Source organism: Flavobacteriales bacterium (assembly GCA_016699575.1).
Taxonomy (GTDB): domain Bacteria; phylum Bacteroidota; class Bacteroidia; order Flavobacteriales_F; family PHOS-HE28; genus PHOS-HE28.
On the sequence record CP064979.1, the window covers coordinates 3,257,455 to 3,282,376 of the forward strand.

General features: G+C 59.9%; 17 protein-coding genes. 9 read left to right on the forward strand and 8 right to left on the reverse strand.

All coding sequences use genetic code 11. The features are described from left to right. Positions 1-64 precede the first annotated feature (64 nt). Both IPJ76_13600 and murB read right to left on the reverse strand, forming a co-directional pair. Positions 65-2,290, reverse strand: a complete 2,226-nt coding sequence (locus IPJ76_13600; GenBank protein ID QQR85636.1) for a DPP IV N-terminal domain-containing protein — start codon at positions 2,288-2,290, stop codon at positions 65-67. Positions 2,291-2,435: 145 nt separating this feature from the next. Continuing rightward, positions 2,436-3,467: a UDP-N-acetylmuramate dehydrogenase gene (gene murB, locus IPJ76_13605; GenBank protein ID QQR88466.1), complete on the reverse strand. Its 1,032-nt coding sequence runs from the start codon at positions 3,465-3,467 to the stop codon at positions 2,436-2,438. Between the two features lie 161 nt (positions 3,468-3,628). Here murB and IPJ76_13610 point away from each other — a divergent pair, with 161 nt between their 5' ends. The 5 genes from IPJ76_13610 to IPJ76_13630 all read left to right on the forward strand — a co-directional run bounded on the left by IPJ76_13610 (position 3,629) and on the right by IPJ76_13630 (position 9,284). Then, a complete protein-coding gene (locus IPJ76_13610; protein QQR85637.1) occupies positions 3,629-4,600 on the forward strand; it encodes a T9SS type A sorting domain-containing protein in 972 nt (323 codons plus the stop codon). A gap of 519 nt (positions 4,601-5,119) precedes the next feature. Further along, positions 5,120-5,959: a hypothetical protein gene (locus tag IPJ76_13615; protein ID QQR85638.1), complete on the forward strand. Its 840-nt coding sequence runs from the start codon at positions 5,120-5,122 to the stop codon at positions 5,957-5,959. A gap of 21 nt (positions 5,960-5,980) precedes the next feature. Further along, positions 5,981-6,913 carry a tail fiber domain-containing protein gene (locus IPJ76_13620; GenBank protein QQR85639.1) on the forward strand — a complete coding sequence of 311 codons (933 nt, stop codon included), beginning with the start codon at positions 5,981-5,983 and terminating at the stop codon, positions 6,911-6,913. Between the two features lie 135 nt (positions 6,914-7,048). Continuing rightward, a complete protein-coding gene (locus tag IPJ76_13625; GenBank protein ID QQR85640.1) occupies positions 7,049-8,194 on the forward strand; it encodes a glycosyltransferase in 1,146 nt (381 codons plus the stop codon). Further along, positions 8,166-9,284: a glycosyltransferase gene (locus IPJ76_13630; GenBank protein QQR85641.1), complete on the forward strand. Its 1,119-nt coding sequence runs from the start codon at positions 8,166-8,168 to the stop codon at positions 9,282-9,284. Before IPJ76_13625 ends, IPJ76_13630 begins: the two co-directional genes overlap by 29 nt. A 6-nt stretch (positions 9,285-9,290) precedes the next feature. On the opposite strand, the gene IPJ76_13635 is transcribed toward IPJ76_13630, so the two are convergent. After that, the gene (locus IPJ76_13635; protein ID QQR85642.1) at positions 9,291-9,977 is read right to left on the reverse strand and encodes an ATP-binding cassette domain-containing protein; all 687 of its coding nucleotides are present in this window, start codon (positions 9,975-9,977) and stop codon (positions 9,291-9,293) included. A gap of 208 nt (positions 9,978-10,185) precedes the next feature. On the opposite strand from IPJ76_13635, the gene IPJ76_13640 reads away from it, so the two are divergent. The 3 genes from IPJ76_13640 (at position 10,186) to gyrB (ending at position 17,320) form a co-directional block, all read left to right on the forward strand. Further along, positions 10,186-13,263, forward strand: coding sequence for a tetratricopeptide repeat protein (locus IPJ76_13640; GenBank protein QQR85643.1), 3,078 nt, complete (start codon positions 10,186-10,188; stop codon positions 13,261-13,263). Between the two features lie 5 nt (positions 13,264-13,268). Further along, on the forward strand, positions 13,269-15,026 hold the full coding sequence (locus IPJ76_13645; protein QQR85644.1) for a hypothetical protein: 1,758 nt from the start codon (positions 13,269-13,271) through the stop codon (positions 15,024-15,026). Positions 15,027-15,361: 335 nt separating this feature from the next. Then, the gene (gene gyrB / locus IPJ76_13650) at positions 15,362-17,320 is read left to right on the forward strand and encodes a DNA topoisomerase (ATP-hydrolyzing) subunit B (GenBank protein QQR88467.1); all 1,959 of its coding nucleotides are present in this window, start codon (positions 15,362-15,364) and stop codon (positions 17,318-17,320) included. A 211-nt stretch (positions 17,321-17,531) separates the two neighbouring features. Here the strand turns inward: gyrB and IPJ76_13655 are convergent, their stop codons facing one another. The 4 genes from IPJ76_13655 to IPJ76_13670 all read right to left on the reverse strand — a co-directional run bounded on the left by IPJ76_13655 (position 17,532) and on the right by IPJ76_13670 (position 22,928). Then, entirely contained in the window at positions 17,532-17,813 is a 282-nt protein-coding gene (locus tag IPJ76_13655; protein ID QQR85645.1) for a hypothetical protein, read from the reverse strand. Between the two features lie 33 nt (positions 17,814-17,846). Then, positions 17,847-20,876: a gliding motility-associated C-terminal domain-containing protein gene (locus IPJ76_13660; GenBank protein ID QQR85646.1), complete on the reverse strand. Its 3,030-nt coding sequence runs from the start codon at positions 20,874-20,876 to the stop codon at positions 17,847-17,849. Between the two features lie 140 nt (positions 20,877-21,016). Continuing rightward, positions 21,017-22,273, reverse strand: a complete 1,257-nt coding sequence (locus IPJ76_13665; GenBank protein QQR85647.1) for a PKD domain-containing protein — start codon at positions 22,271-22,273, stop codon at positions 21,017-21,019. Between the two features lie 13 nt (positions 22,274-22,286). Then, positions 22,287-22,928, reverse strand: a complete 642-nt coding sequence (locus tag IPJ76_13670; protein ID QQR88468.1) for an RNA polymerase sigma factor — start codon at positions 22,926-22,928, stop codon at positions 22,287-22,289. A 219-nt stretch (positions 22,929-23,147) separates the two neighbouring features. Here IPJ76_13670 and mdh point away from each other — a divergent pair, with 219 nt between their 5' ends. Beyond that, positions 23,148-24,086 (forward strand): malate dehydrogenase, encoded by a 939-nt coding sequence (mdh, locus tag IPJ76_13675; GenBank protein ID QQR85648.1) that lies wholly within the window; start codon positions 23,148-23,150, stop codon positions 24,084-24,086. Positions 24,087-24,140: 54 nt separating this feature from the next. On the opposite strand, the gene IPJ76_13680 is transcribed toward mdh, so the two are convergent. After that, positions 24,141-24,896 (reverse strand): hypothetical protein, encoded by a 756-nt coding sequence (locus IPJ76_13680; GenBank protein QQR85649.1) that lies wholly within the window; start codon positions 24,894-24,896, stop codon positions 24,141-24,143. Positions 24,897-24,922 lie beyond the last annotated feature (26 nt).

The following is a 24,922-nucleotide window of genomic DNA, read 5'->3' on the forward strand; positions in this document are numbered from 1 at the left end:
AACCTCCTTTCCATGGAAAGGAACACCAACGATCCGACCGGTGGTGGAAGCCTATCGACCGATCTCAACGGCCCGTCCCCATGTGGAGGTCGATATAGTCGAGCACTTTGGTCATGAGATGCAGACGGTCTTTCCCACGCACGTTGTGGGCGTGACCAGGGTATTCGAAGTAATCCACCTGGATGCCCTTGTCCACGGTGTTCTTCAGGAATTGCAGGCTGTGTTCCCGGAGAACCGTGTCGTCCAGCGTGCCGTGGATGATGAGCAGGTCGCCTTGCAGCTTGTCGGCTTTGTCGGTGAGCAGGCTTGCAGCATAACCATCGGGGTTCTCCTTCGGGGTGTCCATGTACCGCTCCGTGTACATCACCTCGTACATGCTCCAGTCCATGACCGGGCCGCCGGCCACGCCGACTTTGAAGAGGCCCGGCTTCTTCAGCATCAGGCTGGTGGTCATGAAGCCGCCGTAGCTCCAGCCGTGCACGGCCATGCGGTCGGTGTCCACGTAGGGAAGCTTCTTCAGGTATGCAGCGCCTGCCGCCTGATCCTCGACTTCCACCGATCCCAACTGCCGGTGAACGGCCTGCTCGAAGGCCAGCCCGCGGTGCTCGCTGCCGTGGCCGTCGACGGTGAACACCAGGTAGCCGCGTTCCGCTGCTTCCAGCATCCACGGCGAGGCGCCACCGAGGAAACTGTTGGTGACCAGTTGCACGTGCGGCCCGTTGTATGTGTACACCAGCACCGGGTATTTCTTGTTCGCGTCGAAGTGGCTGGGCTTGATGAGGCGCGCGTTCAGGCGGTCGCCGTTCATGCCGGGCACCGTGAAAATGTCCACCGTGCCTACGCGGTACTGCGCATAGGGGTTGGGACTGTCCTTGAGCACTTTCATCACCTGGCCCGATGATGCATCGATGATCTCCGTGCGTCCAGGCACACTCGTGCTGCTCCACATGTCGATGAGCTTCCCACCCTCGAACTGCGCCATGTGCGTGGCCGCGTCCTTGGTGAGGCGCGTTACGGTGCCGGTGCCGATCTCCACCCGGTAAGCATGTAATTCCGTGCTGCCCATGCGTGGCATGCGCACGGGTACGGGACGATTTTCCTTGCCGTTCAAGCTTTGGACCATGGGCACGTTCGGGTCGCCATCCTCGGCCGTGCCTTGGAGGTAGAGGAACTGCTCGCGTTCATCCGTGCCGAGGATGTCCGTCACCGTCCACGCGCCTTTGGTCAGCTGGCGCACCAAGCCGTTCTTCAGGTCGTAGAGGTACAGGTGCTGCCAGCCGTCGCGCTCGCTCCACCAGATGTACTGGCCTTTCTTCCTCAGGAAGTGGGCCGGGTGCTCGGGCTCCAGCCACTTCTCGTTCTTCTCCTCGATGAGCGTTTTCACCGGGGCACCGGTGCGCACATCATACTGCACCAGACGCAGTTCGTTCGTCGCGCGGTTCAGGTGCGTGACATAGACATACATCTCGCTGGGGTCCCATGCGATGTTGGTGAGGTACTGGTCCACCGGCTCGCCGGTGCTGAGGTAGGTGGTGCTGCGCGTGCGCACATCGAAGACGCCCACCTGCACATGGTGGCTCGCTTGACCGGCCATGGGATAGCGCAGTTTGTTGAAGGTGCTCGGCTTCGTGCTGATGTCTTCCACGTAGTAGGGTGTCACCATGCTTTCGTCCATGCGGTAGAACGCCAGCTGGCTACCGCCGGGGCTCCAGAACGTGCCTTTGGTGATGCCGTATTCCTGCCGGTGCACGCTCTGCCCGTTCACTATGCCATCCACCGTGTCCTTCGTCACTTGAATGTTGTCCTTCACGCCCGGTGCGGCCACGAAGAGGTTCTGGCCGATGGTGTACGCCACGCGGTGTTGCGCGTCGTCCATATCGTGGTTGGCTCCATCGGGAAGCATGGCCAGGCGTTCGGTTAACTTGTTCGCTGAGCGGTCCCACACGTACACGCGGTTGTTGTGCATGAAGCTGAAGGCCGTGGCGCTTTCCCAATGCACGGCGGGGAAACGCGGCACTGGCTTCTCCTCGACCAGCCCGCTGTTCAGTTGTGCCAAGGTCACGAGCGGCATGTCCAGGCTCTTGCCCAATGTGCCGATCCACAGCGTGTCGCTCTTCATATGGCAGTAATTGCTGCCGCCGGGGATCCACTGCAGCCCGCGCAAGCGTTGCGGTGCCAGGTCGGAGCCGCCCTTCAGCACGGCATCGGAAAGCGTTAAGGTCTTGAGCTTCTCTTGGGCCGGGGCGGTTGCAAGGCAGAGCAGCAGTGCTGCGGAAACGACGTAGCGCATGGTGGGCGATAAGTTGCGCAAAGATGATCGGCCTGAGGACGGGATGTTTCTTTCACCACAGAGGCACGGAGAACACGGAGAAACTCCAAGGAGCGCGCTTTGGACAAGCCTCTGTGCCCTCCGTGGCTCTGTGGTGAATTACTCCTCAGAGAATGTTCACCTCCCGCTCCAGTTCGATCCCGAACTTCTGCTTGATGTCTTCAATGATGCGGCTACTCAGTCGGTAGATGTCGGCGCCCGTGGCTGCGGAGCCTGTCCCGACGGAGGAGGGATGGTTCACCAGCACCAAGGCCTGCCTATCGTGCACGCCGAAAGCGCCTTCGCGATAGCCCTTCCAACCAGCCTGCTCGATGAGCCAACCGGCGGGCACCTTGGCCGTGCCGGGGTCGCCCGGGTAGTTCGGTACGTTCGGGTGGGTGCGCTTGATGTTCTCCACAACCTCGACCGGCACCACCGGGTTCTTGAAGAAACTGCCCGCATTGCCGACCACCGCCGGGTCGGGCAGTTTGCTGCGGCGGATGGCGATGACGGCCTCGCTCACATCGGCGATGGAAGGGGAGGTGATGCCACGCACCGTTAACTCCTGCTGGATGTTGCCGTAGCTCGTGTTCACCTGTGGGTGCTTGCTCAGTTGCAGGGTGACGCTGAGGATGACGAACCGGTCCTTGCCCTCGCGCTTGAAGTAGCTCTCGCGGTAGCCGAACGCGCATTGGGCCGCGTTGAACGTGAGCACCTCACCATCGCTGATGCGTAGAGCTTCCAGCTCCACGAAGACATCCTTCAGCTCCACGCCATAGGCGCCGATGTTCTGCATGGGAGCTGCGCCCACCTTGCCGGGAATGAGGCTCATGTTCTCGATGCCGCCCCAGCCTTGTCCTACACAATGCAGCACCAACTCATGCCAAACTGTGCCAGCACCTGCCTTCACGCGCACATGATCGTTGTTCTCATGTACGAGCGCGATCCCGGGCAACTCGTTCAACAACACCGCTCCGTGGAAGTCTTGGGTGAGCAGGATGTTGCTCCCGCCGCCAAGGATCAGCCGCTGGGTCCCGTCAATTGCATGCAAGAGCTCCCGCAGTTCTTCTACCGTGCTGAAGCGGCCCAACGCATCGGCCGTGGCGTCCACACCAAACGTGTTGAAGGGCCTGAGGGAAACGTTGCGTTGCAGCACGATGCAAGGTTACCGAGGCCGGAGGTTCCATGGCTGCCAAGACGCGGACTGCACGAACGATCGCACGTTGAACTCCGACGTGGCGACGGTTGATGGAATGTGCACAACTCCTTGCCCGGAAATTTGGAGAAGGGGGGAGGTTGTGGCGTAGGTTCACATCACCAATGAATAAGCTACGGGTTTGGGTCTTGGGTGGGGTGCTGGCACCGGCTGTGGTGTTCGGGCAGAATCTTGTCATTAATGGATCCTTCGAGGACTATGTCAATTGCCCGAACGGTCTGAATCAGATGGGCAATGCGGTTGGCTGGACCGCGTATCAGTTCACTCCGGTCTACTACAACACATGTGATACAAGTGGCACGGTGAGTGTTCCGCTCAGCCAATTCTGCGACCAAGTTCCTGCTCACGGTGTGGCATATGCTGGCTGTGTCACATACTGGGAGTTCGCGCCAGATGCTTTGCGGGAATTCATCGGAGCGTCACTTTCGGAGCCATTGGCTACTGGTGAGCCGTATTTCGTTTCGTTTAAAGCCAGCTCAGGCGGCTTCGGCAGCATTGGCAGCATGCGTTGGGCCGTATCGGGTTTGGGTATGCGTTTCAGCACCTTTTCAGACTACTCAGTACTCAATGGTCTTCCGAATGGCGCTGCAGTCAGAATGACGGACATTCTATCGGATACCACTGATTGGGTGACGGTTTCCGGGTGGTACGTTCCAGACTCGGCATATACGCATGTGAGCATCGGAAATTTTTTCAGTGACACCTTGTTGCTCCGACATACTCTCGATGCTCTTGCTGGTGAGCCAGCCGCCTATGCGATGGTGGATTGTGTGTGTGTTGGCCGTGTGCCCAGCGATTGTGATTTCGGGGCTTACGTTGATTCGAAGGATGAAGAAGCGCTGTCAATTTTTCCGAACCCTGTGGAGAGCTATCTCCTGATCGTGGCAGCAGAAGGGCCACTGTGTGATGTAACGCTCATCGATGCTATGGGAAGGATTGTGAACCGTTTCCAGCCCCAGACAAGCTGGGTCCAGTTGGACTGCACCTCCTACTCTGCAGGTCCGTATTGGTTGAATATGAGGTTGTGCGATGGCGCCTCCGTGACCAAGTCCATCGTCGTAGGGAAATCAAACTGAACAAACCATGAGGAACATTGAATTGAGGCCCATGCGATGGTATGGAGCGGTAGTGCTTGCCTTTGGAGCCTATAGTTCGAGCGCCCAATGGATAACCGGGTTGGTGGTTCGCAGACCTTGACTGGAAGTCCGCCAGGGGTGAGTGTCGGTACCACTCTTGGTAGCGCTCCGTTTAATGTTCGGGCTCACGAGCTCAGTGGCTTCACTGCCGGCGAGCTTATGTGGCTTCAGACACCATTGGGTCAGAATGGCCAGATGCGTTTTCAGCGTGGTACTCTTGGTATTCCAATGAACCTAGGACGGATTTACACCACAGCGAACTTCAATGACTTCAGGATACGTGCTGAGCAGGGTAACGGTCCCGATCCTGGCATACTGTGGCTGGAGAACAGCGATGCTGATGGATTCATGTTGCGAGCGAACGGTTCTCAGACTGCGGTGAACACGTATCCGCTGACGCTTGATGGGTTCATGTCGATTGGTAAGCGAGGTACTGTTTTGACACCTGCAATGCAGCAAATGCCCTCAAGAGCGAGGCTTCATTTGGTAGACCTCGACGGCCTCGTCGAAGAACCTTGGCGCCCGTACTTCCGCAACGGCGTGCTCTTCACCGGCAACAACGACATGGGTTATATCGGCCATGTATACCACGATGCCAGCAATGGCACCACACCATGGTCCTACACGTTGGACCGCAGTGATTTTGTGATCAGCGCTGGAGAGAACGATTTGACCGAAGCCTTCAGACAGCGCATCCGGTTCATCTATACCACCACACCGGTGGCGGGTGGTACCGGCGCCGAGAGCTACAATGGCTTGGAGTACATGCAGCTCTTCCCCTTCAACAAGGACCAAGGCTTTGTGGGCGTTGGCGACTTTACGGCCGTTGGCCAAAGCCCCACTGAGCGGCTACATATGCGCAATGGAAGGTTACGTATCGAGCAACTTCCGAGCGACCCTGTGGCGAACACGCTCACGAAAGTCATGGTCGTGGACGATACACCGGGCGCCAACTTCGGTGTGGTGAAATGGCGCGATGCCTCCACGTTGGGTGGCACCGCTTGCGATTGGACAGTAAGCGCCGGGCCGAACCATGTGTGGACGGCCACTGGTGCTCTCAACCCCAATTGCCCTGATGCAACCGAGAACGTCGGCATTGGGCTTACAGTTCCGGTGGCCAAGTTGGATGTGGCACGAACAGTGAATAGCGGTGGTGCAACAAGCCTTGGTTTCAACGTCCTGATGACGACGAACTCGACGAACAACGTAGGCGGTGTGTTCACCGCTGAAGTAGGTGGTGGGGGTGGCGGCCAAAATGTTGGAGCCAGAGGCATCGTGCGGAACGGACCACGCAACTGAGGCCTTGATGGCAATGCGGCAGTGAACAACCTGTTCTGGAGCACACAGCCTGTTTGGACTACCGGTGGTCGTGTGGTTGGTGTTCGAGGTTTCGCTGACGGCAATACTACCGCTGGTTTGGCTGGGACCAGGGGAGTGTGGGGTATTGCGATAAACGCGGATGCATCAGGTGGTCCGGGTTATGCGGGTTGGTTCGATGGCCACGTCAATATCCAGGGCGGTAGCCTTTACCTGAACCAGATTTTCGCGCTCTCAGACGCAGGACTCAAAGACAACGTTCAGCCTTTCAGTGGAGGGGCGGCGCTCATTGCCCAGTTCGAACCCAAGAGTTACACGTTCAATACCCAACTCCACCCTGAACTCGGTCTGCCAATAGCCGCCCAAGTGGGTCTGGTGGCCCAGGATGTAGAGCAGGTGCGTCCTGAACTAGTTTCGGAGATATGGCATGACGCCGTATTGGACAGTTTGGGCAACGAGATATCTCCAGCTTACGCGTTGAAAGGCGTGAACTACATGGTCATCATTCCGATCTTGATCTCAAACGCAAAGGAGCAGCAGTCCCGCATTGATTATTTGGAACAGCAGGTCGCATCATGCTGTGCCCTCGACGACGGCACCCGTATGCTACAAGGTGCTGGATTCGGCTACATCGACATCAACCGCCAACCCGACGCAACGGCCTCTGCGCCCTTGGCCGAGAACGCCTTGGTCGTCATCCCCAACCCTTTCCAAGACAACCCCACCATCAGCTACCGCATCGGCACCAGCGGCCGGGCACAGTTGCGCGTGGCCGATGGCCAAGGCCGCGTCATGGGCACTCTCATGGATGCCGGTATGCAGGCCGGGCAGCACACCATGGTTTGGAACACTGCAGGCATGGCAGCCGGTACCTACTGGCTCACGCTCACCTTGGATGGGGAGCGCATCACCACCCAAGCCGTTATGGTGGACTGAGCCAAACATCCTTTGCGCAACGCCCCGGTATGCTCGCATGCCGGGGCGTTCGTTTTCCGCCCATTACAAGCCGGTTTACTTTGAGCGCCCGACCGTCCGGGACTTCCACCGGCCCGATGCGTCGGGATGTACCGCATGCCCACCGCGCAGCAACGTGCCATAGTCAGCGTGACCAACGACCTGGCCACCGACAATCGCGTGCACCGCACGTGCACGGTGCTACAGGAGCTCGGTTACGATGTTCTGCTGGTCGGCCGCGTGCTGCCTGGAAGTCGGGCTCTGGAGCGCCCTTACGGAACCCGGCGCATGCGGCTGCTCTTCAACAAGGGGCCGCTGTTTTATGCCGAGTACAACCTGCGGCTGTTCTTCCTGTTGTTGTTCCAGCGTTCGGCCTTGCTTGTTGCCAACGACCTGGACACGCTGCTGCCGAACTATCTGGTGGCGTGGTTCCTGGGGAAGCCCTTGGTGTACGACAGCCACGAGTTCTACACCGAAGTGCCCGAGCTAGTGCACCGGCCTTGGGTGCGACATGTGTGGTTGGCCATTGAGCGAGCCATCTTCCCGAAGCTCCGATCGGTCATCACCGTGAACGGTAGCATCGCCAAGGCGTACACGGAGCGTTACGGTGTGCAGGTGCAGGTGGTGCGGAACATTCCCATGTGCACGCCGATGGGCGAGAAGGTGGATCGTGCCGCTATGGGCCTTCCCATGGACCGGTTCATCCTTGTGATGCAAGGTGCTGGCATCAACGTGCAGCGCGGCGCCGAAGAAGCGGTACTGGCAATGCGCGAGTTGGAAGGATGCTTGCTGCTCATCATCGGCAGTGGCGACGCCTGGCCGGTGCTGGAGCGTATGGTGGACGAGCACCGGCTGAGCGACCGTGTGCGTTTGCTGGGTCGCATGCCGTATGACCGAATGATGGCCTACACGCGCAACGCGGACTTGGGACTCACCCTCGACAAGGATACCAACCTCAACTACCGCTTCAGCCTGCCCAACAAGCTGTTCGACTACCTGCACGCGGGCATCCCGGTGCTGGCCACCGACCTGCCGGAAGTCGCGGCCATTGTGCGGCACTACGATGCCGGAGTGGTGCTGGCCCACGCGGAGCCCGCTGCCATAGCCGCAGCCGTAAGGGCGCTGAAGGCCGATCCCGCACGCCGGACCGCGCTGGCCCGGAACGCTACTTTCGCCGCCGCTTCGCTGGACGGTGAGGCGGAGAAGACGAAGTTGAAAGCGTTGCTCGCTGAAGTTGGCCGAACCCCACCTGCATATCGTTAGCCTCGACGTTCCGTGGCCACCCGATTACGGTGGGGTCATCGATGTGTTCTACAAGGTGAAAGCCTTGCACGACATCGGCGTGAAGGTGCACCTGCATTGCTTCGAGTACGGGCGTGGCGAGCGCAAGGAGCTGGAGCCGTTCTGCCACAGCGTGCACTACTACAAGCGCCAGATGGGCAAGGTGCAGTTGCTCAGCAGCCTGCCTTACGTGGTGGTGAGCCGCCGCAGCGATGAACTGGTGGACCGGTTGCTGAAGGACGATCATGCCATCCTGTTCGAGGGGCTGCACAGCTGCTACCACTTGGGCGATCCACGGCTGCACGGGCGCAGGCGCATCGTGCGTGCGCACAACGTGGAGCACGATTATTACAGTGCCCTTGCCCGCGTGGAGAAGAGCGCGTTCAAGCGCAGCTATTTCAACGCCGAGGCCACCAAGCTGAAGCGTTACGAACCCGTGCTGAGCGAAGCCGATGCCGTGCTGGCCATCTCACCGAAGGATGAGGCTTATTTCGCGCAGCACTTCCGCAACGTGGTGCACATGCCCGCCTTCCATTCCTGCGAGCGGGTGGAAGTCCCGGGCGGCTTGGGCGATTTCGCTTTGTACCACGGCGCGCTCGGCGTTGCCGACAACAACAAGGCCGCGCTCTGGCTGCTCCGAGAGGTTTTCAGCGGGCTTGATGTGAAGTTCGTGATCGCGGGCAGCGATACCAGCAGCGAGTTGAAGGCGGAAGTAGCAAAGCACAAGAACGCACAACTGCTCGAGGACATTTCAACGGAGCACATCCACCGGCTCGTGCGCGAAGCACAGGTGCATGTGCTCCCCACCTTCCAGGCCACCGGCATCAAATTGAAGTTGCTGCTCTGCTTGTTCGCCGGGCGCCATGTGGTATGCAACCCCGCCATGGTGGAGGGCACTGGCTTGGAGGAGTTGTGCCACGTGCACGGCGATGCGGTCACCATGCGCGCCAGTGTGCTCGCGTGCATGGGCAAACCTGCCAATGGTCAGGCACTTGAAGTGAGGGCGAAGGTCCTGGAAGAGCGGTTCAGCAACCGGAGGAATGCGTTGCGGATCGTCGACCTGTTGGGGTGAAGGCGTTCAAACCACCGTCGCTCCCATCTCCAAAAGCTTTCCGTCCTCGCACTTCACCACGCGGTTGCCGAACTTCTTCATGTGCGTGTAGTCGTGCGTGGCCATAATGACGGCGCGGCCGCTACGGCTGATCTCCATCATCAGGTCAAGGATGCCTTCGGTGGTCTCGGGGTCCAGGTTGCCGGTGGGTTCGTCGGCCAGCAGGAGTTCGGGGTCGTTCACCAAGGCGCGGGCAATGCTCACGCGCTGCTGCTCGCCTCCGCTCAGTTCGTGCGGCAGTTTGTAGCCCTTGTTGCCCAGCCCCACACGGTCCAGCACTTCCTGGATGCGCAGGTCGATGAGCTTGGCGTCCTTCCAGCCGGTCGCTTTCATCACGAACTGCAGGTTCGCCATCACGCTGCGGTCGGTGAGCAGTTGGAAGTCCTGGAACACGATGCCGATCTTCCTCCGGAGGTAGGGCACTTGCGAGCGTTTGAGCTTCCGCAGGTCGAAGCCGCAGCAATGGCCTTCGCCTTCGTTCAGGTGGAGGTCGCCGTAGAGCGTGCGCATCAAGCTGCTCTTGCCGGTGCCCGTGCGGCCGATTAGGTAGATGAACTCGCCCTTGTACACCGTGAGGTCCACGTTGTTGAGGATGAGGTTCTCGCGTTGGAAGATGCGGGCGCTGCGCAGCTCGATGATCGGTTCGGCGGACATAGGGGCCAAGGATAGTTCCGCTGACGGCCGTTGTGCCGCTTGTTCGTCACGAGTCTTCACCGGTCCATGGTCAGTAACGCACGATGAAGGGCACGGTCTTCGTTGGTAATGGTGCGTGCTGTCCCCACGTCCACACTGCCGCGTGAAAAAGTCGGGCCGGTGTTTCCCGGGCACGCGTGCGCGCGTGGGCACCTTTGACCACTTGACCATGACCATGCAGCGATCCGTCCTTTCGGCAATGGGCCTTGTGCTGGCCGCCTCGCTCTTCGCGCAGCGCCCGGCGCACTTCGAGCACCGCAACGCCGACCTGGTGCACGCGCTCGACCTGTTCGACAAGGAGAAGTACGGCGCCGCCCAGACCGAACTGGAGCGCGTTACCGCCCGCATCAGCGACCCGCACGACGGCACGCGCGTGGAAAGCGAGTTCTGGAGCGCCATCTGCGCCGTGCGCCTCTTCCACAACGATGCGCCCCTGCGCCTGTTGGGCTTTATCGATGCGCACCCCGAGAGCCAGCACGTGCCGGCCGTCCGACTGGAACTGTTCCGCCACTACTTCGCCCAGAAACGCTGGGAGGACTGCCTAACGTGGGGCACGAAAGTCGAGCCGCTGACCCTGGAGGTGAAGGACCAGGAGGAGTTCTACTTCAAGCGGGGCTACGCCAGCTTCATGGAGGAGAAGCACGACGCGGCCATGAACGACTTCACCCGCATCAAGGACGGCGCCAGCGGCCTGCCCGGAAGTCCCGGCAACTATGTGTCACCGGCCACCTATTACAGTGCCCACATCAACTACGAGCGCGGCGAGTACGAAACGGCGCTCAAGGGTTTCGAGAAGTTGAAGGGCGACGAAGCGTTCGGCGATATCGTGCCGCACTACATCAGCGAGATCCTCTTCCTGCAAGGGAAGTACGATCAGCTGAACGAATACGCCAGGCCCATCGTCGAGAACCCCGACGGCAAGCGCCGCATCAATGAAATGAGCCGGTTGCTGGGCGAGAGCAACTACCGCCAAGGGAACTATGCCGAAGCCATCCCGCACTTGGAGAAGAGCGTGCAGCGTGCGGGCGTGACGCGCGAGGACCGCTACGTGCTCGGCCATGCCTACTACAAGACCGGCAATTGCGAGAAGGCCTTGCAGCAGCTGACCATGGTGGCCAACGGTACCGACAGCCTCGCGCAAGCCGCCGCCTACCACATGGGCGATTGCTACATGAAGCTCGACCAGAAGAACTACGCGCGCACGGCGTTCAAGAAGGCGTACGACCTGAAGCAGGACCCGCGCGTGACCGAAGATGCCCTCTTCAACTACGCCAAGCTCGCTTATGAGCTCAGCTTCGATCCGTACAACGAGGCCATCATCGCGCTGAAGAACTACCTGAAGGCGTATCCCGACTCACCCAAGCGCGACGACGCTTACGGCTTCCTGCTGAACGTGTACCTGAAGACGCGCAACTACGAAGCGGCGTTGGAAGCGCTCGACAAGATCCAGCAGAAGGACATCGCCATGCAGGAGGCCTACCAGAAGCTGGCCTACGACCGCGGTGTGGAGCTGTACGACGGCCGCAAGTTCAAGGATGCGGCCCTGTTCTTCGACCGCGCGCTGAAGTACCCGGTGAACAAGGACCTGAACGCGCGCTGCCACTACTGGACGGCAGAGTGCTTCTACGCCGAAGAGGACTACGCGGCCGCACTGCGCAAGTACGATGTGTTGCGCAATGCAAGCGGTGCATATGCCACCGACCTGTACGAGCAAGCGGGCTACAGCCAGGGCTACTGCTACTTCAAGATGAAGGAGTACCCCGATGCGGCCACGAGTTTCCGCCGTTTCGTGGGCACCACGGCGGGTGAGCCTGCTCAGCGCGCCGACGCCAAGCTGCGTGTGGGCGACTGCTACTACATGGCCAAGGACTGGGCGCAATCCATCAACTGGTACGATGATGCCCTGCGCAGCAACACCAGCGACCGCGATTACGCGACCTACCAAAAGGCCATGTGCCAGGGCCTCACCGGTCTGCAAGGTGCCAAAGTGGAAACGCTGAAAAAGCTGCTGGCCGAAAAGCCGAACTCGCGCTACGCACCGGATGCCAAGTTCCAGTTGGGTGAGACCTACATCCGGTTGGACAACGATGCGCAGGCTGCCACCTACTACCAGCAGGTCATCTCGGACCACAGCGAGAGCCCGTTCGTGCAGAAGAGCATGCTGCAGGTGGCGCTCATCCATAAACGCCAGGGCGACAACGAGACCGCGCTGCAGGAGTTCAAGGCGATCGTGGCCAAGTACCCGACACGCGAAGCAAGCGCTGATGCGTTGGCCAGCATCGAGGCCATCTACGTGGAGACCGGTCGTGTTGCGGAATGGGAGAGCTACTTCCGCGGCCTCTCGTTCGTGAACCAGAGTGAAGCCGAAGCCAAGCTGGACGAGAATTATTACCGCAGCGCGGAGCAGCTCTACTTCGACGGCAAGTGCGATCAAGCGATCGGTGCCTTCGGCAGCTATCTGACGAAGTACCCCAATGGCGCCAACGCCACCAAGGCGCACTTCTACAAAGGCGACTGCCACTACAAGGCAGCCCAGTACAGCGAGGCACTGGCCGATCTGGAGGAAGTGGTGAAGGTGGAAGGCAACGAGAACATGGAAAAGGCGCTGTTCTACACCAGCGATATCCTTTACCGCGACAAGCGTTGGGAGGGTGCCTTGGAGCACTTGGTCCGCTTGGAGCGCATTTCGACCTACCCCGACAACGTCCTCGCTGCGCAGGTAGGCCAGATGCGTTGCGCGCGCGAGCTGGGCCGCAATACGGAAGCTGCAGCGGCCGCGGAGAAGGTCGTGGCGAACACCCACAACAAGGATGCCCTTGTGAAAGCCGAGGCGCAGCTCATCATCGCCAACCAAACGCTGGATTTGGATGACAAGGATGGCGCGTACACGAAGTACAAACAGATCGCGGCAGGCAAGCACGGGGCCATGAGCGCCGAGGCCAAGTACCGCATGGCCTACATCAAGCACTTGCAAGGCAAGTACAAGGAAGCGGAGAAGGAAGTGTTCGCGCTGGCCAACGACTTCGGCGGGTACCAGCACTGGATCAGCATGGGCTTCATCCTGCTCGGCGATGTGTACGTGCAGCTCGGCGACCGCTTCCAGGCCAAGGCAGCGTGGCAGGGTGTTATCGATAACAGCGATGAACCGGACCTGGTGGCCGACGCGCGCAACCGACTCAACATCCTCCTGAACGAGGAGCAACAGAAGAATTTACCAACGCCGGGGCAAGACGGCGACGGCAACTGAAAGCGATGAAACACATGCACAAGAGCATCCAGCACATCGCAACGGCCCTGTTGCTGTTCGCCTGCGCCGCCACCTTTGCGCAGCGCGACTCCACCAATCTTGGTGGCAACTACGAGATCTCCGGCACCTTCAATCCCACTATGGCCGATGCGCGCAAGATCGACCTGCGCCCGGAGCTCATCGATACCATTCTGCCGATCGCGCCGGTGTCGTACAACCTCATGGACGTGAAGGGCCACGTGCCTGCGCGCGTGGACAGCATTTCTGCCGTGAAGCTGGGCATCAACACGCTCCAGACCAAGCTCTACAAGGGCTTCGCGAAAGCGGGCTTCGGGCTGTACACCACGCCATTGCTCGAACTCTATTACGACCAGACGCGCAGTCGGGAGAACGGCTGGGGCGTGCACTACAAGCACCTCAGCAGCAACGGTGGCATCAACAACATGGGTGAGAGCCAATACAGCTTCAACGCCATGGACGCGCACTACACGCACTACCTGAAGAAGCACGAGGTGGGCGGCAGCGTGGGCTTCGACCGCAGGCGCATCAGCTACTACGGCGGCACGGACGATCTCGCGCTGGCCAGCTTCGATCTCGGCAAGGTGGAGGACGACCGGTTGAAACAGGTGTACAACGACCTGGGCTTCGGTGTGCGGGTGCGCAGCATGTACAAGGACAGCAGCATGATCGCGCACGACGTGAAGCTGGACTTGCACCAGTACAACAACACGAGCGACAGCAAGGAGACCAACGTGAAGGTGATGGCCGACCTGGCCATGGAGCAGGGGAGCGAGACCTATGGCGGGCGGATCCTCGTGGACAACAACAGCTACCGCGCCAAGCAAGGCATCGTGGACTTCAAGCAGAGCGGCTTGCTCATCGGGCTGCTTCCCCAAGTGAGCACACGCAGCGATAAATACCTGGTGCAAGTGGGCGTGGGCATCTACCTCGATGCGGCCAACTCCGATGTGCTCTTCCTGGACGACCGCGCCGACCGCACCACGTTCCACTTTTTCCCGCGTGCCTATTTGAGCTACAGCCTCTTCGACGACATCCTGGTGCCCTACGTGGGTGTTGACGGTGCCCGCGAGCGCAACAGCCTACGCAGCCTCACCCGTGAGAACCCCTGGCTCATGGGTGCTCCGGTGCTCAGCAACACCAGCAAGATGTACGACATCTACGGCGGTATCCGGGGCAGCGTGAGCAGCCGCTTGGGCTTCGATGTGCGCGTAAGCTCTGCGCGCTGGAAGGACAAGATGCTCTTCATCTCGCAGACGGACACCATCCTCGGCGACCGCTTCTTCACCGTGTACGACCAAGTGGACGTGCTGGACATAAGTGGCGAGCTGATGTACCACATCGGTGAGCACACCAAGCTGAACGGCCGCGTGGACATTTACACGAACGAGGCGCGCGGCCAGGCCGAAGCTTGGTACATGCCCAACTACCGCGTGGCCTTGGGCGGTGTGTACGACATCCGCAACAAGCTCATCCTGAAAGCCGAAGTGGAAATGCTCGGTGCGCGCTATGCCGCGAGCATCCCCGGCAACGAGCCGACGTTTGATACGGGTTCGTCGCTGGCCTTGGAGCAGTTCGAACTGGGCAGCTACTTCGACCTGTATTTGGGCGTCGAGTACCGCTACACCAAGCGCTTCAGCATCTGGCTCGATTGCAGCAACCTGGGCGCCGACAAGTACGAGCGCTGGCTCAACCACCCTGTCCAGCGCACACTGGTCATGGGCGGCGCCACGATCTCGTTCTGACAGGTCGCGCAGGGGTGGAATTTTGGTACTGTGCCTAGTGCATACTTGGTCGTTTAACCGGAGTGCTTTTTCGGGGAGCGTGCGGCGAGCCTGAAGGGTGCTTGTCCCCCTTGGAATGGGGGGAGGGGGATGAGAACGGAGGATCCATCAACACCCGCCCCAACACCCTCCAAATCCCTTTTTCAACAGAGGGGCGGTCCGTGTTGGTAAAATGAGCCTGAAGGCCCCGTCAACGCTGGAATAGAGCCGTCGGCGAAGGGGGCCTTGGCGGTACATTCGCGGGCCTTCCGGCAACGGCGGGTTCACCTACAGGAAAAATGGCAGAGACAGCAGAAATGAGCGAGACGAAAAAGGCGGCGGCCACCACGTATTCGGCGGACAGTATCCAGGTGTTGGAAGGCCTCGAAGCGGTGCGGAAGCGCCCCGCCATGTACATCGGCGATATCGGCGTGAAGGGATTGCACCACTTGGTGTACGAGGTGGTGGACAACAGCATCGATGAAGCCCTGGCCGGGCATTGCGACACCGTGGAGGTGAGCATCCTGCCGGGCAACAGCATCCGTGTGAAGGACAACGGCCGCGGCATTCCCGTGGACATGCACACGAAGGAGAAGCGCAGCGCCCTTGAGGTGGTGATGACCGTGCTGCACGCCGGTGGCAAATTCGATAAGGACAGCTACAAGGTGTCCGGCGGTCTGCACGGTGTGGGCGTCAGCTGCGTGAACGCGCTCAGCAGCGACCTGAAGGTGGAGGTTTACCGGCAGGGCAAGAGCTACATGCAGGAGTACAAGGCAGGTGCTCCCCAATACCCCGTGAAGGAAACCGGCACTACGGACTACCGTGGCACCATCGTCACCTTCACCCCCGACCTCACCATCTTCCAGGTCAGCGAGTACAACTACGACACACTGAGCGCGCGCCTCCGCGAACTGGCCTACCTCAATAAGGGCATCAAGCTCACCCTCACGGATGAGCGCCGCACCAATGACGACGGAACGTTCTACTCGGAGACCTACCTCAGTGAGAAGGGCCTCATCGAGTTCGTCCGCTACCTCGATGGCACGCGTACCCCCCTTATCGAAGAAGTGATCTACATGGAAGGGGAGAAGCAGGGGATCCCCGTGGAGATCGCGATGATCTACAACGACAGCTTCGGCGAGAACATCCACAGCTACGTCAATAACATCAACACCCACGAGGGCGGCACGCACCTGGCCGGTTTCCGCAGCGGCCTCACCCGCACGTTGAAGAAGTATGCGGACAACAGCGGCGCCACCAGCAAACTGAAGTTCGAGATCAGCGGCGACGACTTCCGTGAAGGCCTCACGGCCGTCATCAGCGTGAAGGTGCAGGAGCCGCAGTTCGAGGGGCAGACCAAGACCAAGCTCGGCAACAATGAGGTGAGCGGTGCGGTGAACATCGCCGTGAGCGAGATGCTCGAGAACTACCTCGAAGAGCACCCGCGGGACGCCAAGACCATCGTGGACAAGGTGATCCTGGCCGCCACCGCACGCCATGCCGCCAAGAAGGCGCGCGAGATGGTGCAGCGCAAAGGCTCACTGAACGGCATGGGGCTGCCCGGTAAACTGGCCGACTGCCAGGAGAAGGATCCCGCAGCCAGCGAGCTCTTCCTGGTGGAGGGCGATTCCGCCGGTGGAACCGCCAAGCAGGGCCGCAACCGCGAGTTCCAGGCCATCCTGCCGCTTCGCGGGAAGATCCTCAACGTGGAGAAGGCCATGGTGCACAAGGTCTTCGACAACGAGGAGATCCGGAACATGTACACCGCCTTGGGCGTGAACATCGGAACGGAGGAGGACAGCAAAGCGCTCGACATCAGCAAGCTGCGCTACCACAAGGTCATCATCATGTGCGACGCTGACGTGGACGGCAGCCACATCCAGACGCTCATCATGACCTTCTACTACCGGTACATGAAGGAGCTGATCGAGGGTGGGCACGTGTACATCGCCACTCCGCCGCTCTACTTGGTGAAGAAGGGGAAGGAAGGCGTTTACTGCTGGAACGAAGCTGAGCGCGATGCCGTCATCGAACGGATGAAGAGCGCTGGCAAGGAGGTAAGCGTGCATGTGCAGCGCTACAAGGGTCTTGGCGAAATGAACGCCGAGCAGCTCTGGGAAACCACCATGGACCCCAACCGCCGCACGCTGCGCCAGGTCACCATCGAGAACGGCGCCGAGGCCGATCGCATCTTCAGTATGCTCATGGGCGACGATGTACCCCCGCGCCGCGAGTTCATCGAGAAGAACGCCATCTACGCGAAGCTGGACGTGTAGGACTGGCCATCAAGAACGAAGAAGCCCCGGTGATGAGCCGGGGCTTCCTGTTTCAGAAGATACGGTCGTAGTTCCGGCTCCAACGTCCGTTGCGGGACCTCTTGACCGCTTTGAGGAATTCGCGCATGCTCTTGTTCAACGGCATCCTTCCTGTAGTACAACCAATGCAACTCGGCACAAGTGCCTTCGATGTGCGCAGTTCATTGGCTTTTTACGTGGCCCATTCGGGAAAATCCATACCTGTCTTATCGATCCTGATGACTGCTTCGGCTGCATAGGCCTGCCTTACCAAGCTGGTATCATTGAGCCAGTTGAAGATGCCAGCGGTGTCGTGCGCTGCGATGAGTTCCTCGATCTCGTATCTCAGCTTGGGAGGGGCTCCGACAATCCAACAGCGCCATCCGTATAGCGGGCTGCGGGGAGAAATCTCTTGAGCCTGGATCAACGGGGTCAGACCAATGACAAGAAGAAAAGCCAGTGCTGCCCGCATCATGGCTAGGAACGCACTACCTGTCTTGATCGTTGCTCACTTCAGCACGCTCACATGCCCGGTGAACTCCTTCTTGGTCTTCAGCGTGGCACTGCGGGCGCGGAGCTTCCACGGGTAAACACCGTCCTGCACCACGAAGCCTGAAGCGTTCATATAGCCGCCGTTCCATGTCTCGCTCGGCGCGTTGGTTTTGAAGATGACCTCACCCCAGCGGTCGAAGACAAGCAGTTCGAACTCCTCGGTGTCGATGTCCGTGCCGCCCACGAAGAACTGGTCGTTCGTGCCGTCGCCATCGGGTGTGAAGGCGTTGGGCACCCAGATGGCGAAGTCGTCGTTGATGATGATCTGCTGAACAAGGGTGTCCGCACAGCCCAGGAAATTCGCCACGATCAGCTCCACGTCATAGACATCTCCTTCGTCGTTCGGGAACTCGAACGCGGGGTCCACGTCCGTGCTCCCGCCCAGCCCACCGAAATCCCAATACACCGAGTCGTAGTAGAGCGATTGGTTGTCGAATACGATCACGGGATCGTTCACCGTGGTGGGTTGTGGCGCCCACAAGAAACCGGCCTCGGGCTGGGGCAGCACTTGGATCAGGTTGTTCAGCAGTGAATCGCTCTCGCAGCCATTGGGCCATTCGACTTCCACCGTCAGGTCGTAGATGCCTTCCTGGCCGTAGGTATGGCTGGAGCTGTCGTCCTGCACCGTGAACGAGCCGTCGCCGTAGGTCCACGTCACCTGGGCTTGTCCGGTGGTGTCAACAATGCTGAAGTTGACGGCTAGCGGTTCGCAACCCAATACGGTGTCCACTGAAATGATCAGTTCGGGCACCGGGGTGATGATGGCCAGGACGCACTGCACGATGGCCGGAGTTTCGCAGCCGTCCGTCAAGGTCACGCATACCGTGCCGGTGCTGTTCAAGGTGAAGTTCACGCTATCGCCGAACTGCTGGCCTGCTGTCCACTGGTAGTTGTATTGGCCGTCCCCGCCGCTCATGTTCTGTGCGCTGATGCCGATCGGCACACCTGCGCAACTGTACACCGTATCGACCAAGCTGAACTGAAGGGAGTCCTGGACGCTCACATCAATATCAAGCGTGTCCGTCACGCAGCCGTTGGCATCCGTGCCGAAGACGGCGTACGTCGTGTTCACCGGCGGGTCCACGTTGTGCGGGCCATTGCCAACGAGCCCTTGGTCCCAGGTGTAGGTGAAGCCGCCGGCGCCGCCGGAGCCTGAGGCGCTCAGCGCGGCTGTGCCATCAAGGCAAATCAGCGTGTCGTTGCTCACCGTTAGGTTGGCAGGTACGGGCTCGTAGATGGTTGCGCTTAGCGTATCACTGCAGCCACTCCCGTTGATGCCTTCATAGACGATGACCGTGTAGGTCCCCGCAGCACCGGTGAACGTATCGCCGTTGGCAGCCAGCGTGGTCTGTACAGCAGTTCCGTTGGCATCCGTCCATTCATAATCCCAAGGTCCGCCATTGCCCGTGGTAATGATGGTGATGGTGCCATCGGCCAGTCCGTTGCAGCTTGCGTCAACCACCAGGCTGTCGTTGTCCAGACTCGTCAAAGCTTGTCCTACGGTAACAGGCTCGCTCACTGAGCATCCGATTCCGTCCGTGACCGTAAGGGTGTAGGTCCCTGGTTGCACGTTCAGGAAGTTGCCGTTGTTGAGCTGCTGCATGGCATCGAGCTCATAGAGCCAGTTCGGGAGGCCTCCGATAGCGTTGGAGAGAACTTGTCCATCAGCACCACCGCATCCTGCTGCCACCACTTGGAAGTCGACATCCAGTACGCTGTCCAACGTGAAGGTGACCGTGCCCGTGTTGCCGATGTTGCCGCAGAGATCCTCCACGTCGTCCACGAGTTCCAACGTGTAAGTGCCGGCTTGCAGGGGCGGGGCTACGGTGAGTACGTAAGTGTTGTCCTGGTTGCCACCGTTGTTGCAGATGCCACTGATGGCGGAAACGATCGTGTACGGACCACCCGGGCCGGTAAGCGTGAAGTCCGTGGTTTGCACGCTGCTGCACAGGACGAATTCGCTGAAAAGCGCTTCCAGTTCGGTGTGGCTGCAATCGACGGACAACAGAGTGTCCAAGGACGGCGGGGTAAGGTCGAAGATGCTCGCGGTGGCGCCGCCGACACCGAAATCGACAGTGTAGCCGTTCGGGCTCTGGCTCCAGTTGCTGATGTACAGCGCAAGGGTTTGTCCGACCACCACGGGGATGCACGGTTCATTCTGGCCGCCCGCTAACCCGTTGGCACCTGTTACACCGGCCAGACCGCTGAAGTTGCAGCTGATCTCCATGCCGGGCGTGTTGAAGATGTCCGCACAACTGTTGTTGGTGAGGTCATAGACCGCCCAGTCGTAGTCGTCGGTCAGGTCGTTCGGCGTGATGGAGAAGCACACATTCCCGGCGTTCTGTACAGTGAACGTGTACCACTGGCCATCTACTTCACCACCGCCCAGGCAACTGGTGCCGTCGTTGATCTCGTTCGGGTAGTTCCCTTCGCCGACGGGGCTGTTCAACTCCTGGTAGGTGCTTTGGCAAACAGGAATAGAGCCGAAGCAATCTTGGCTTGTGGGTGGCGGAAAGGCCCCGGGCGCGGAAATGGCCAGATCGTAGTTGGGGTGGCAGCTCGGTGCAGGCCAGCTATCGACCATCAAGAAGTACTGGGTGCCAGCTGTAACAGAGGCTTGGATGAACTGACTGCCGCCTGCGCTGAACGCTTGACCCGCACACGCCCCGCCCAAGCCAGGGCAGCCGGCATAGAGGAACATGCCCACGAACGAGGAGCCACTTGTGAGGTTGATGGTAACGACCCCTGAGGATGTCGGCGTGAACGCGTACAACTGGTCCTCACCACCCATGTACAATGCAGACCCACAGATCGTGGCATTGCCGCTATCGTAGTCGTCTCCGCTACCACAGTTCGTCAGTCCCGTCCCGTTGAAGGGAAGTGTCAGAGGGGCCGCAGCGGCACTTGTGCAATCAGGACCACCTTGCGAAAAGGCGGTGCTGGCGAGCGTCAACAGGGCAGTAACGAGCGGGAGTCGTTTCATCATCGCGGCGAAGGTCGGGCTATCGACGTTTGCGGAGGGGCGACCGGCGCTTCCGCATTCACCTTTTCGATGTTCACACCATACCGAAAGACGAACGCCCCTCCGACCGGTCGGAGGGGCGTTCGCAAAAGTTCAACGACAGGTCAGCGGACCAACGTCACATGGCCGTTGTAGGTCTCTTTGCCCAGGTCCACCACCCAGAGGTACTGGCCGGTGGGAAGCAGGTCCTTGCCGAGGTTGTTCACACTGCCGTCCCAAGGCATGGTCGGGTCGGTGGTGCGGTAGAGAAGGCCGCCCTTGGCATCGTACACCAAGAAGGTGAACTTCTGTTGCATCGTGCGGAGCGCCTCGGGAATGAAACGGTCAAGCGTGCCGTCGCCGTTCGGGCTGAAGCTCGGGGCGGCCATGAGGTTGAAATCCTCGGTGATGATGATGTCCTTCTTCGAGCGGTCAATGCAGCCCTTCTCGTTCGTAACGGTCAGCTCAACTGGATAGGTCCCCTTCTTCTTGAACAGATGGTCAGGGTGGGCCTCGGTGCTGATCATGCCATCGCCGAAGTCCCAGTGGTAACTGGCACCGCTGTGGCTCTTGTTCTCGAAGTGCATGGTGGGCAGGTTGTCCGTGCCCACGCGCTTCATCGGGGTGAACGAAGCATCAGGGGCCTCGTGGATGATGATCTTGTCGCTGGCGTCCTTGTTGTTGATGGCGCCGCCGCTGGTATTGCTCAAGGAGAGGATCACCTTGTAGGTGCCGCTCTTGGTATAGGTGTGCTCCGGAGCGTTCTTGTTGCTGAAGCTGCCGTCACCGAAGTTCCAAAGGAAAATGCCCCCACCGTTCGTTTCAGCAGAGGCAGCGGCGAACTCGATGGTGGTACCCGGGCAGCCTTCGCTCAGGCTCGGTTTGATCATCAACGCATCGCTCTTGCTGGTGTTCTCCACGGCCTTGGCGCGCACCTCTGCCCAGATCGGGTCTTCGGCCTGCTTATGGATCACACGGGGCTGCTTGTTGGCATCGGCACTTTCGGACTCCTGTGCCAACTGTTGCTTCGGGTTCTTGGGAGCGGCAGGCTGCTCCAACGCCTTGTCAGCGACAGGTTCCCCGGCTTCAACAACCAGCTTGTCCGTCGGCACATCCTGGGGCTGCGGCACTTCAACCTGCGGCTGCACCTGCGCTTGGGCAACGCTGGGTGCATCGGGCATGCTGCGGGTGCTCAGGAGGTAGGTGCCACCGGCAACGGTTATCCCGGCTGCCAGCAAGGCGGCCAGGAACCCACTGCCTTTGAACCACGCGCCGCGTTCCTTGCCGTCCAGGGCTTGTTCCAAACGCGCCCAATCGGCGGAGTTGTAAGGAACCTGGAAGTCCTCCAAGGCATCCTTCACCGAGCGTTCGAATCCTTCCATCTGCTTCATATGATCAAGGGAGCTTGTGCTCCTTTTTAAGGATCTTCTTCAGGTTATGTTTCGCTTTCGCGAGGTTGCTCTTCGAGGTGCCCACATTGATGCCGAGCGCGTCAGCGATCTCCTTGTGGGTCATCTCCTCGAAGACGTACAGGTTGAACACCGTTCGGTAGGCCGGTGTGAGCTTTTGCATCGCGTTGATGACATCGGCGGGCTGCACATTGAACTCCTCATCGGGACCCTCGTCGGCCATGTTGTCGTCCTCGTCCACGTCGCGGAAGTCCTCGATGCTGCGCTCTTCGCCCAACAAGAGGTAGGCGTTCTTGGTGCGGCGGAAGTGGTCGATGGCGGTGTTCACCATGATCCGGCGGATCCACCCTTCGAAGCTACCGGCCCGGTTGAACTTGTCCACGCTGCGGAAGACCTTGATGAACGCTTCCTGCAGAATGTCCTTGGCCTGGTCAGTGTTCTTCGTGTAGCGCAGGCATACGGCCATCATCTTGCCGTAGAACAACTCGTACACCCGTTGTTGGCTGCGGCGATCCTGGACAATGCACCCGTCCACCAGCGGCGCATAGGCCGGCTCAAGCTGCTCCGTTCCGGTCCACACGGGACGCAGACGGGGAACAGGGGTGTCGGTTGCCGTTCCGGCTTCCATGGGTTGGCTTCTCAGCGCCGTGAATGTAGCCATACGTCCCAAAGACGGGTAGTGTTGAAAAGGGATGCCTGCCGACAGCACTGACGTGGGGGGTGGTTGATAAGTTTGCCCGCCGAAGGACGGAAGTCGCGGCCGGGAAGCCCCACCAAGCAGGAGGAAACGGGTTTTCGGGGCGCCGGGGCCGCCGCCGGTAACGAACAACGAAAATCTGAACGACCGATGAAAGTAACCGTGGTAGGGGCCGGCAACGTGGGTGCAACCTGCGCCGAAGTGGTGGCCCGTTGGGAATTGGCCAATGAGGTGGTCCTCTTGGACATCAAGGAGAACTTCGCAGAGGGCAAGGCTTTGGACATCTGGCAGACCAGCCCCCTGCACCTGTTCGATAGCCGCATCACCGGCAGCACGAACGACTACAGCAAGACAGCTGGTAGCGACGTGGTGGTCATCACCAGCGGACTGCCGCGTAAGCCGGGCATGAGCCGCGATGACCTTATCGCCACCAACGCCAACATCGTGAAGAGCGTGACGGAGCAGGTGGTGAAGCACAGCCCGAACGCCATCATCATCGTGGTGAGCAACCCGCTCGATGTGATGACCTACTGCGCCTTCATCAACAGCAAGTTCCCCGCGAACCGGGTATTCGGCATGGCCGGCATCCTGGACACGGCCCGCTACCGCGCCTTCCTGGCCACCGAACTGAACGTGAGCCCGAAGGACATCCAGGCAGTGCTCATGGGCGGCCACGGCGATACCATGGTGCCCCTGCCGCGCTACACCACCGTGGGCGGCATTCCGGTGACCGAGCTGATCAGCAAGGAGAAGCTCGATGCCATCGTTGAACGCACGAAGAAAGGCGGCGGCGAGATCGTGAACCTGTTAGGCACCAGCGCATGGTATGCCCCGGGCACGGCGGCTGCTCAGATGGTGGAGTCCATTGTGCGCGACCAGAAGCGCGTGTTCCCCTGCTGCGTATGGCTGCAAGGCGAATACGGCCTGAAGGACATTTACATGGGCGCCCCGGTGGTGCTGGGCCGCAACGGCGTGGAGCGCATCATCGAACTGAAACTCAACAAGGACGAGCAGGAGCTGTGCAATGCCAGCGCCAAGGCTGTGAAGGAGGTGATGGATGTGCTGGACAAGATGAACGTGCCGGCGTAGGTTTTCAAACACAGAGACACGGAGTAAGCGAAGGCGCCCGAGAGGGCGCCTTCGTCATTCAGGCTTGATGATGAAGCGATCCCCGGACCACAGTAAGGTAGTGCGGCGGCCAGTTGGTCGGCTCCATGGAACATCCTCATCCTCAACCGGCTTGAACTCATTGTGGGATATGGCCCGCGCGCCTTCATCGTAGCGCATATCAATGCGATGGCTCCGTTGTGTGGAAATGACATACATGGAATCCGAAGACCAATAGCCTTCACCGAACACGGGAAACACCCGGTCAAGCTGATCGAGGTGTTCGCTCCTGATCCGCAACGCAATGGCCACAACATGATGACTGCCTCCCCCGTGGGTGCCCCAGCCGATCAACAAATAGCTGGCGTTTTCATTGTCCTGGAGCTTGTGGATGCGATAGAATTCCACATCAGCTATGTCGTTCTCGTCCGATGCTGGACATAGCACCTTGCTGTGTACTATGCCCGAGGCATCCCGGAATTGGGCAATGGAAACCATGTCATGACCAGAGCCGGTGCTGAGATGATCCCAGCTCAGCACGCGTAGTCGTCCGTCGGAGGACCAAGTGTCGCCGATGAAGGCAGTGCTGTCGAGGACACACCCGAATGTCGAGGTGTCTTCAAGGAGCTTCAAAAAGTCAGAGTAGAACGGATCGCCCTGCTCGTACACCTCTTGCCCGAAACGGCCATCCCAGATCTTCTCGAGGGCCCTCGACGCTGAATCGAGCCGCTCGCATTGAGCGACGGTCAACGGCCCAATGGCCAAGAGAACGACGCAGAGAATGGTCCGCATGGCTCAAAAAGTCGGACTAACTCACG

What these genes read in the sequence shown, in the direction of transcription:
- IPJ76_13600 (QQR85636.1), bottom strand. Translation starts at nt 2,290, where the DNA reads ATGCGCTACGTCGTTTCCGCAGCACTGCTGCTCTGCCTTGCAACCGCC.
- IPJ76_13610 (QQR85637.1), top strand. Translation starts at nt 3,629, where the DNA reads ATGAATAAGCTACGGGTTTGGGTCTTGGGTGGGGTGCTGGCACCGGCT.
- IPJ76_13615 (QQR85638.1), top strand. Translation starts at nt 5,120, where the DNA reads ATGCCCTCAAGAGCGAGGCTTCATTTGGTAGACCTCGACGGCCTCGTC.
- IPJ76_13625 (QQR85640.1), top strand. Translation starts at nt 7,049, where the DNA reads ATGCCCACCGCGCAGCAACGTGCCATAGTCAGCGTGACCAACGACCTG.
- IPJ76_13635 (QQR85642.1), bottom strand. Translation starts at nt 9,977, where the DNA reads ATGTCCGCCGAACCGATCATCGAGCTGCGCAGCGCCCGCATCTTCCAA.
- IPJ76_13640 (QQR85643.1), top strand. Translation starts at nt 10,186, where the DNA reads ATGACCATGCAGCGATCCGTCCTTTCGGCAATGGGCCTTGTGCTGGCC.
- IPJ76_13645 (QQR85644.1), top strand. Translation starts at nt 13,269, where the DNA reads ATGAAACACATGCACAAGAGCATCCAGCACATCGCAACGGCCCTGTTG.
- gyrB (QQR88467.1), top strand. Translation starts at nt 15,362, where the DNA reads ATGAGCGAGACGAAAAAGGCGGCGGCCACCACGTATTCGGCGGACAGT.
- IPJ76_13655 (QQR85645.1), bottom strand. Translation starts at nt 17,813, where the DNA reads ATGATGCGGGCAGCACTGGCTTTTCTTCTTGTCATTGGTCTGACCCCG.
- IPJ76_13660 (QQR85646.1), bottom strand. Translation starts at nt 20,876, where the DNA reads ATGATGAAACGACTCCCGCTCGTTACTGCCCTGTTGACGCTCGCCAGC.
- IPJ76_13665 (QQR85647.1), bottom strand. Translation starts at nt 22,273, where the DNA reads ATGGAAGGATTCGAACGCTCGGTGAAGGATGCCTTGGAGGACTTCCAG.
- IPJ76_13670 (QQR88468.1), bottom strand. Translation starts at nt 22,928, where the DNA reads ATGGAAGCCGGAACGGCAACCGACACCCCTGTTCCCCGTCTGCGTCCC.
- mdh (QQR85648.1), top strand. Translation starts at nt 23,148, where the DNA reads ATGAAAGTAACCGTGGTAGGGGCCGGCAACGTGGGTGCAACCTGCGCC.
- IPJ76_13680 (QQR85649.1), bottom strand. Translation starts at nt 24,896, where the DNA reads ATGCGGACCATTCTCTGCGTCGTTCTCTTGGCCATTGGGCCGTTGACC.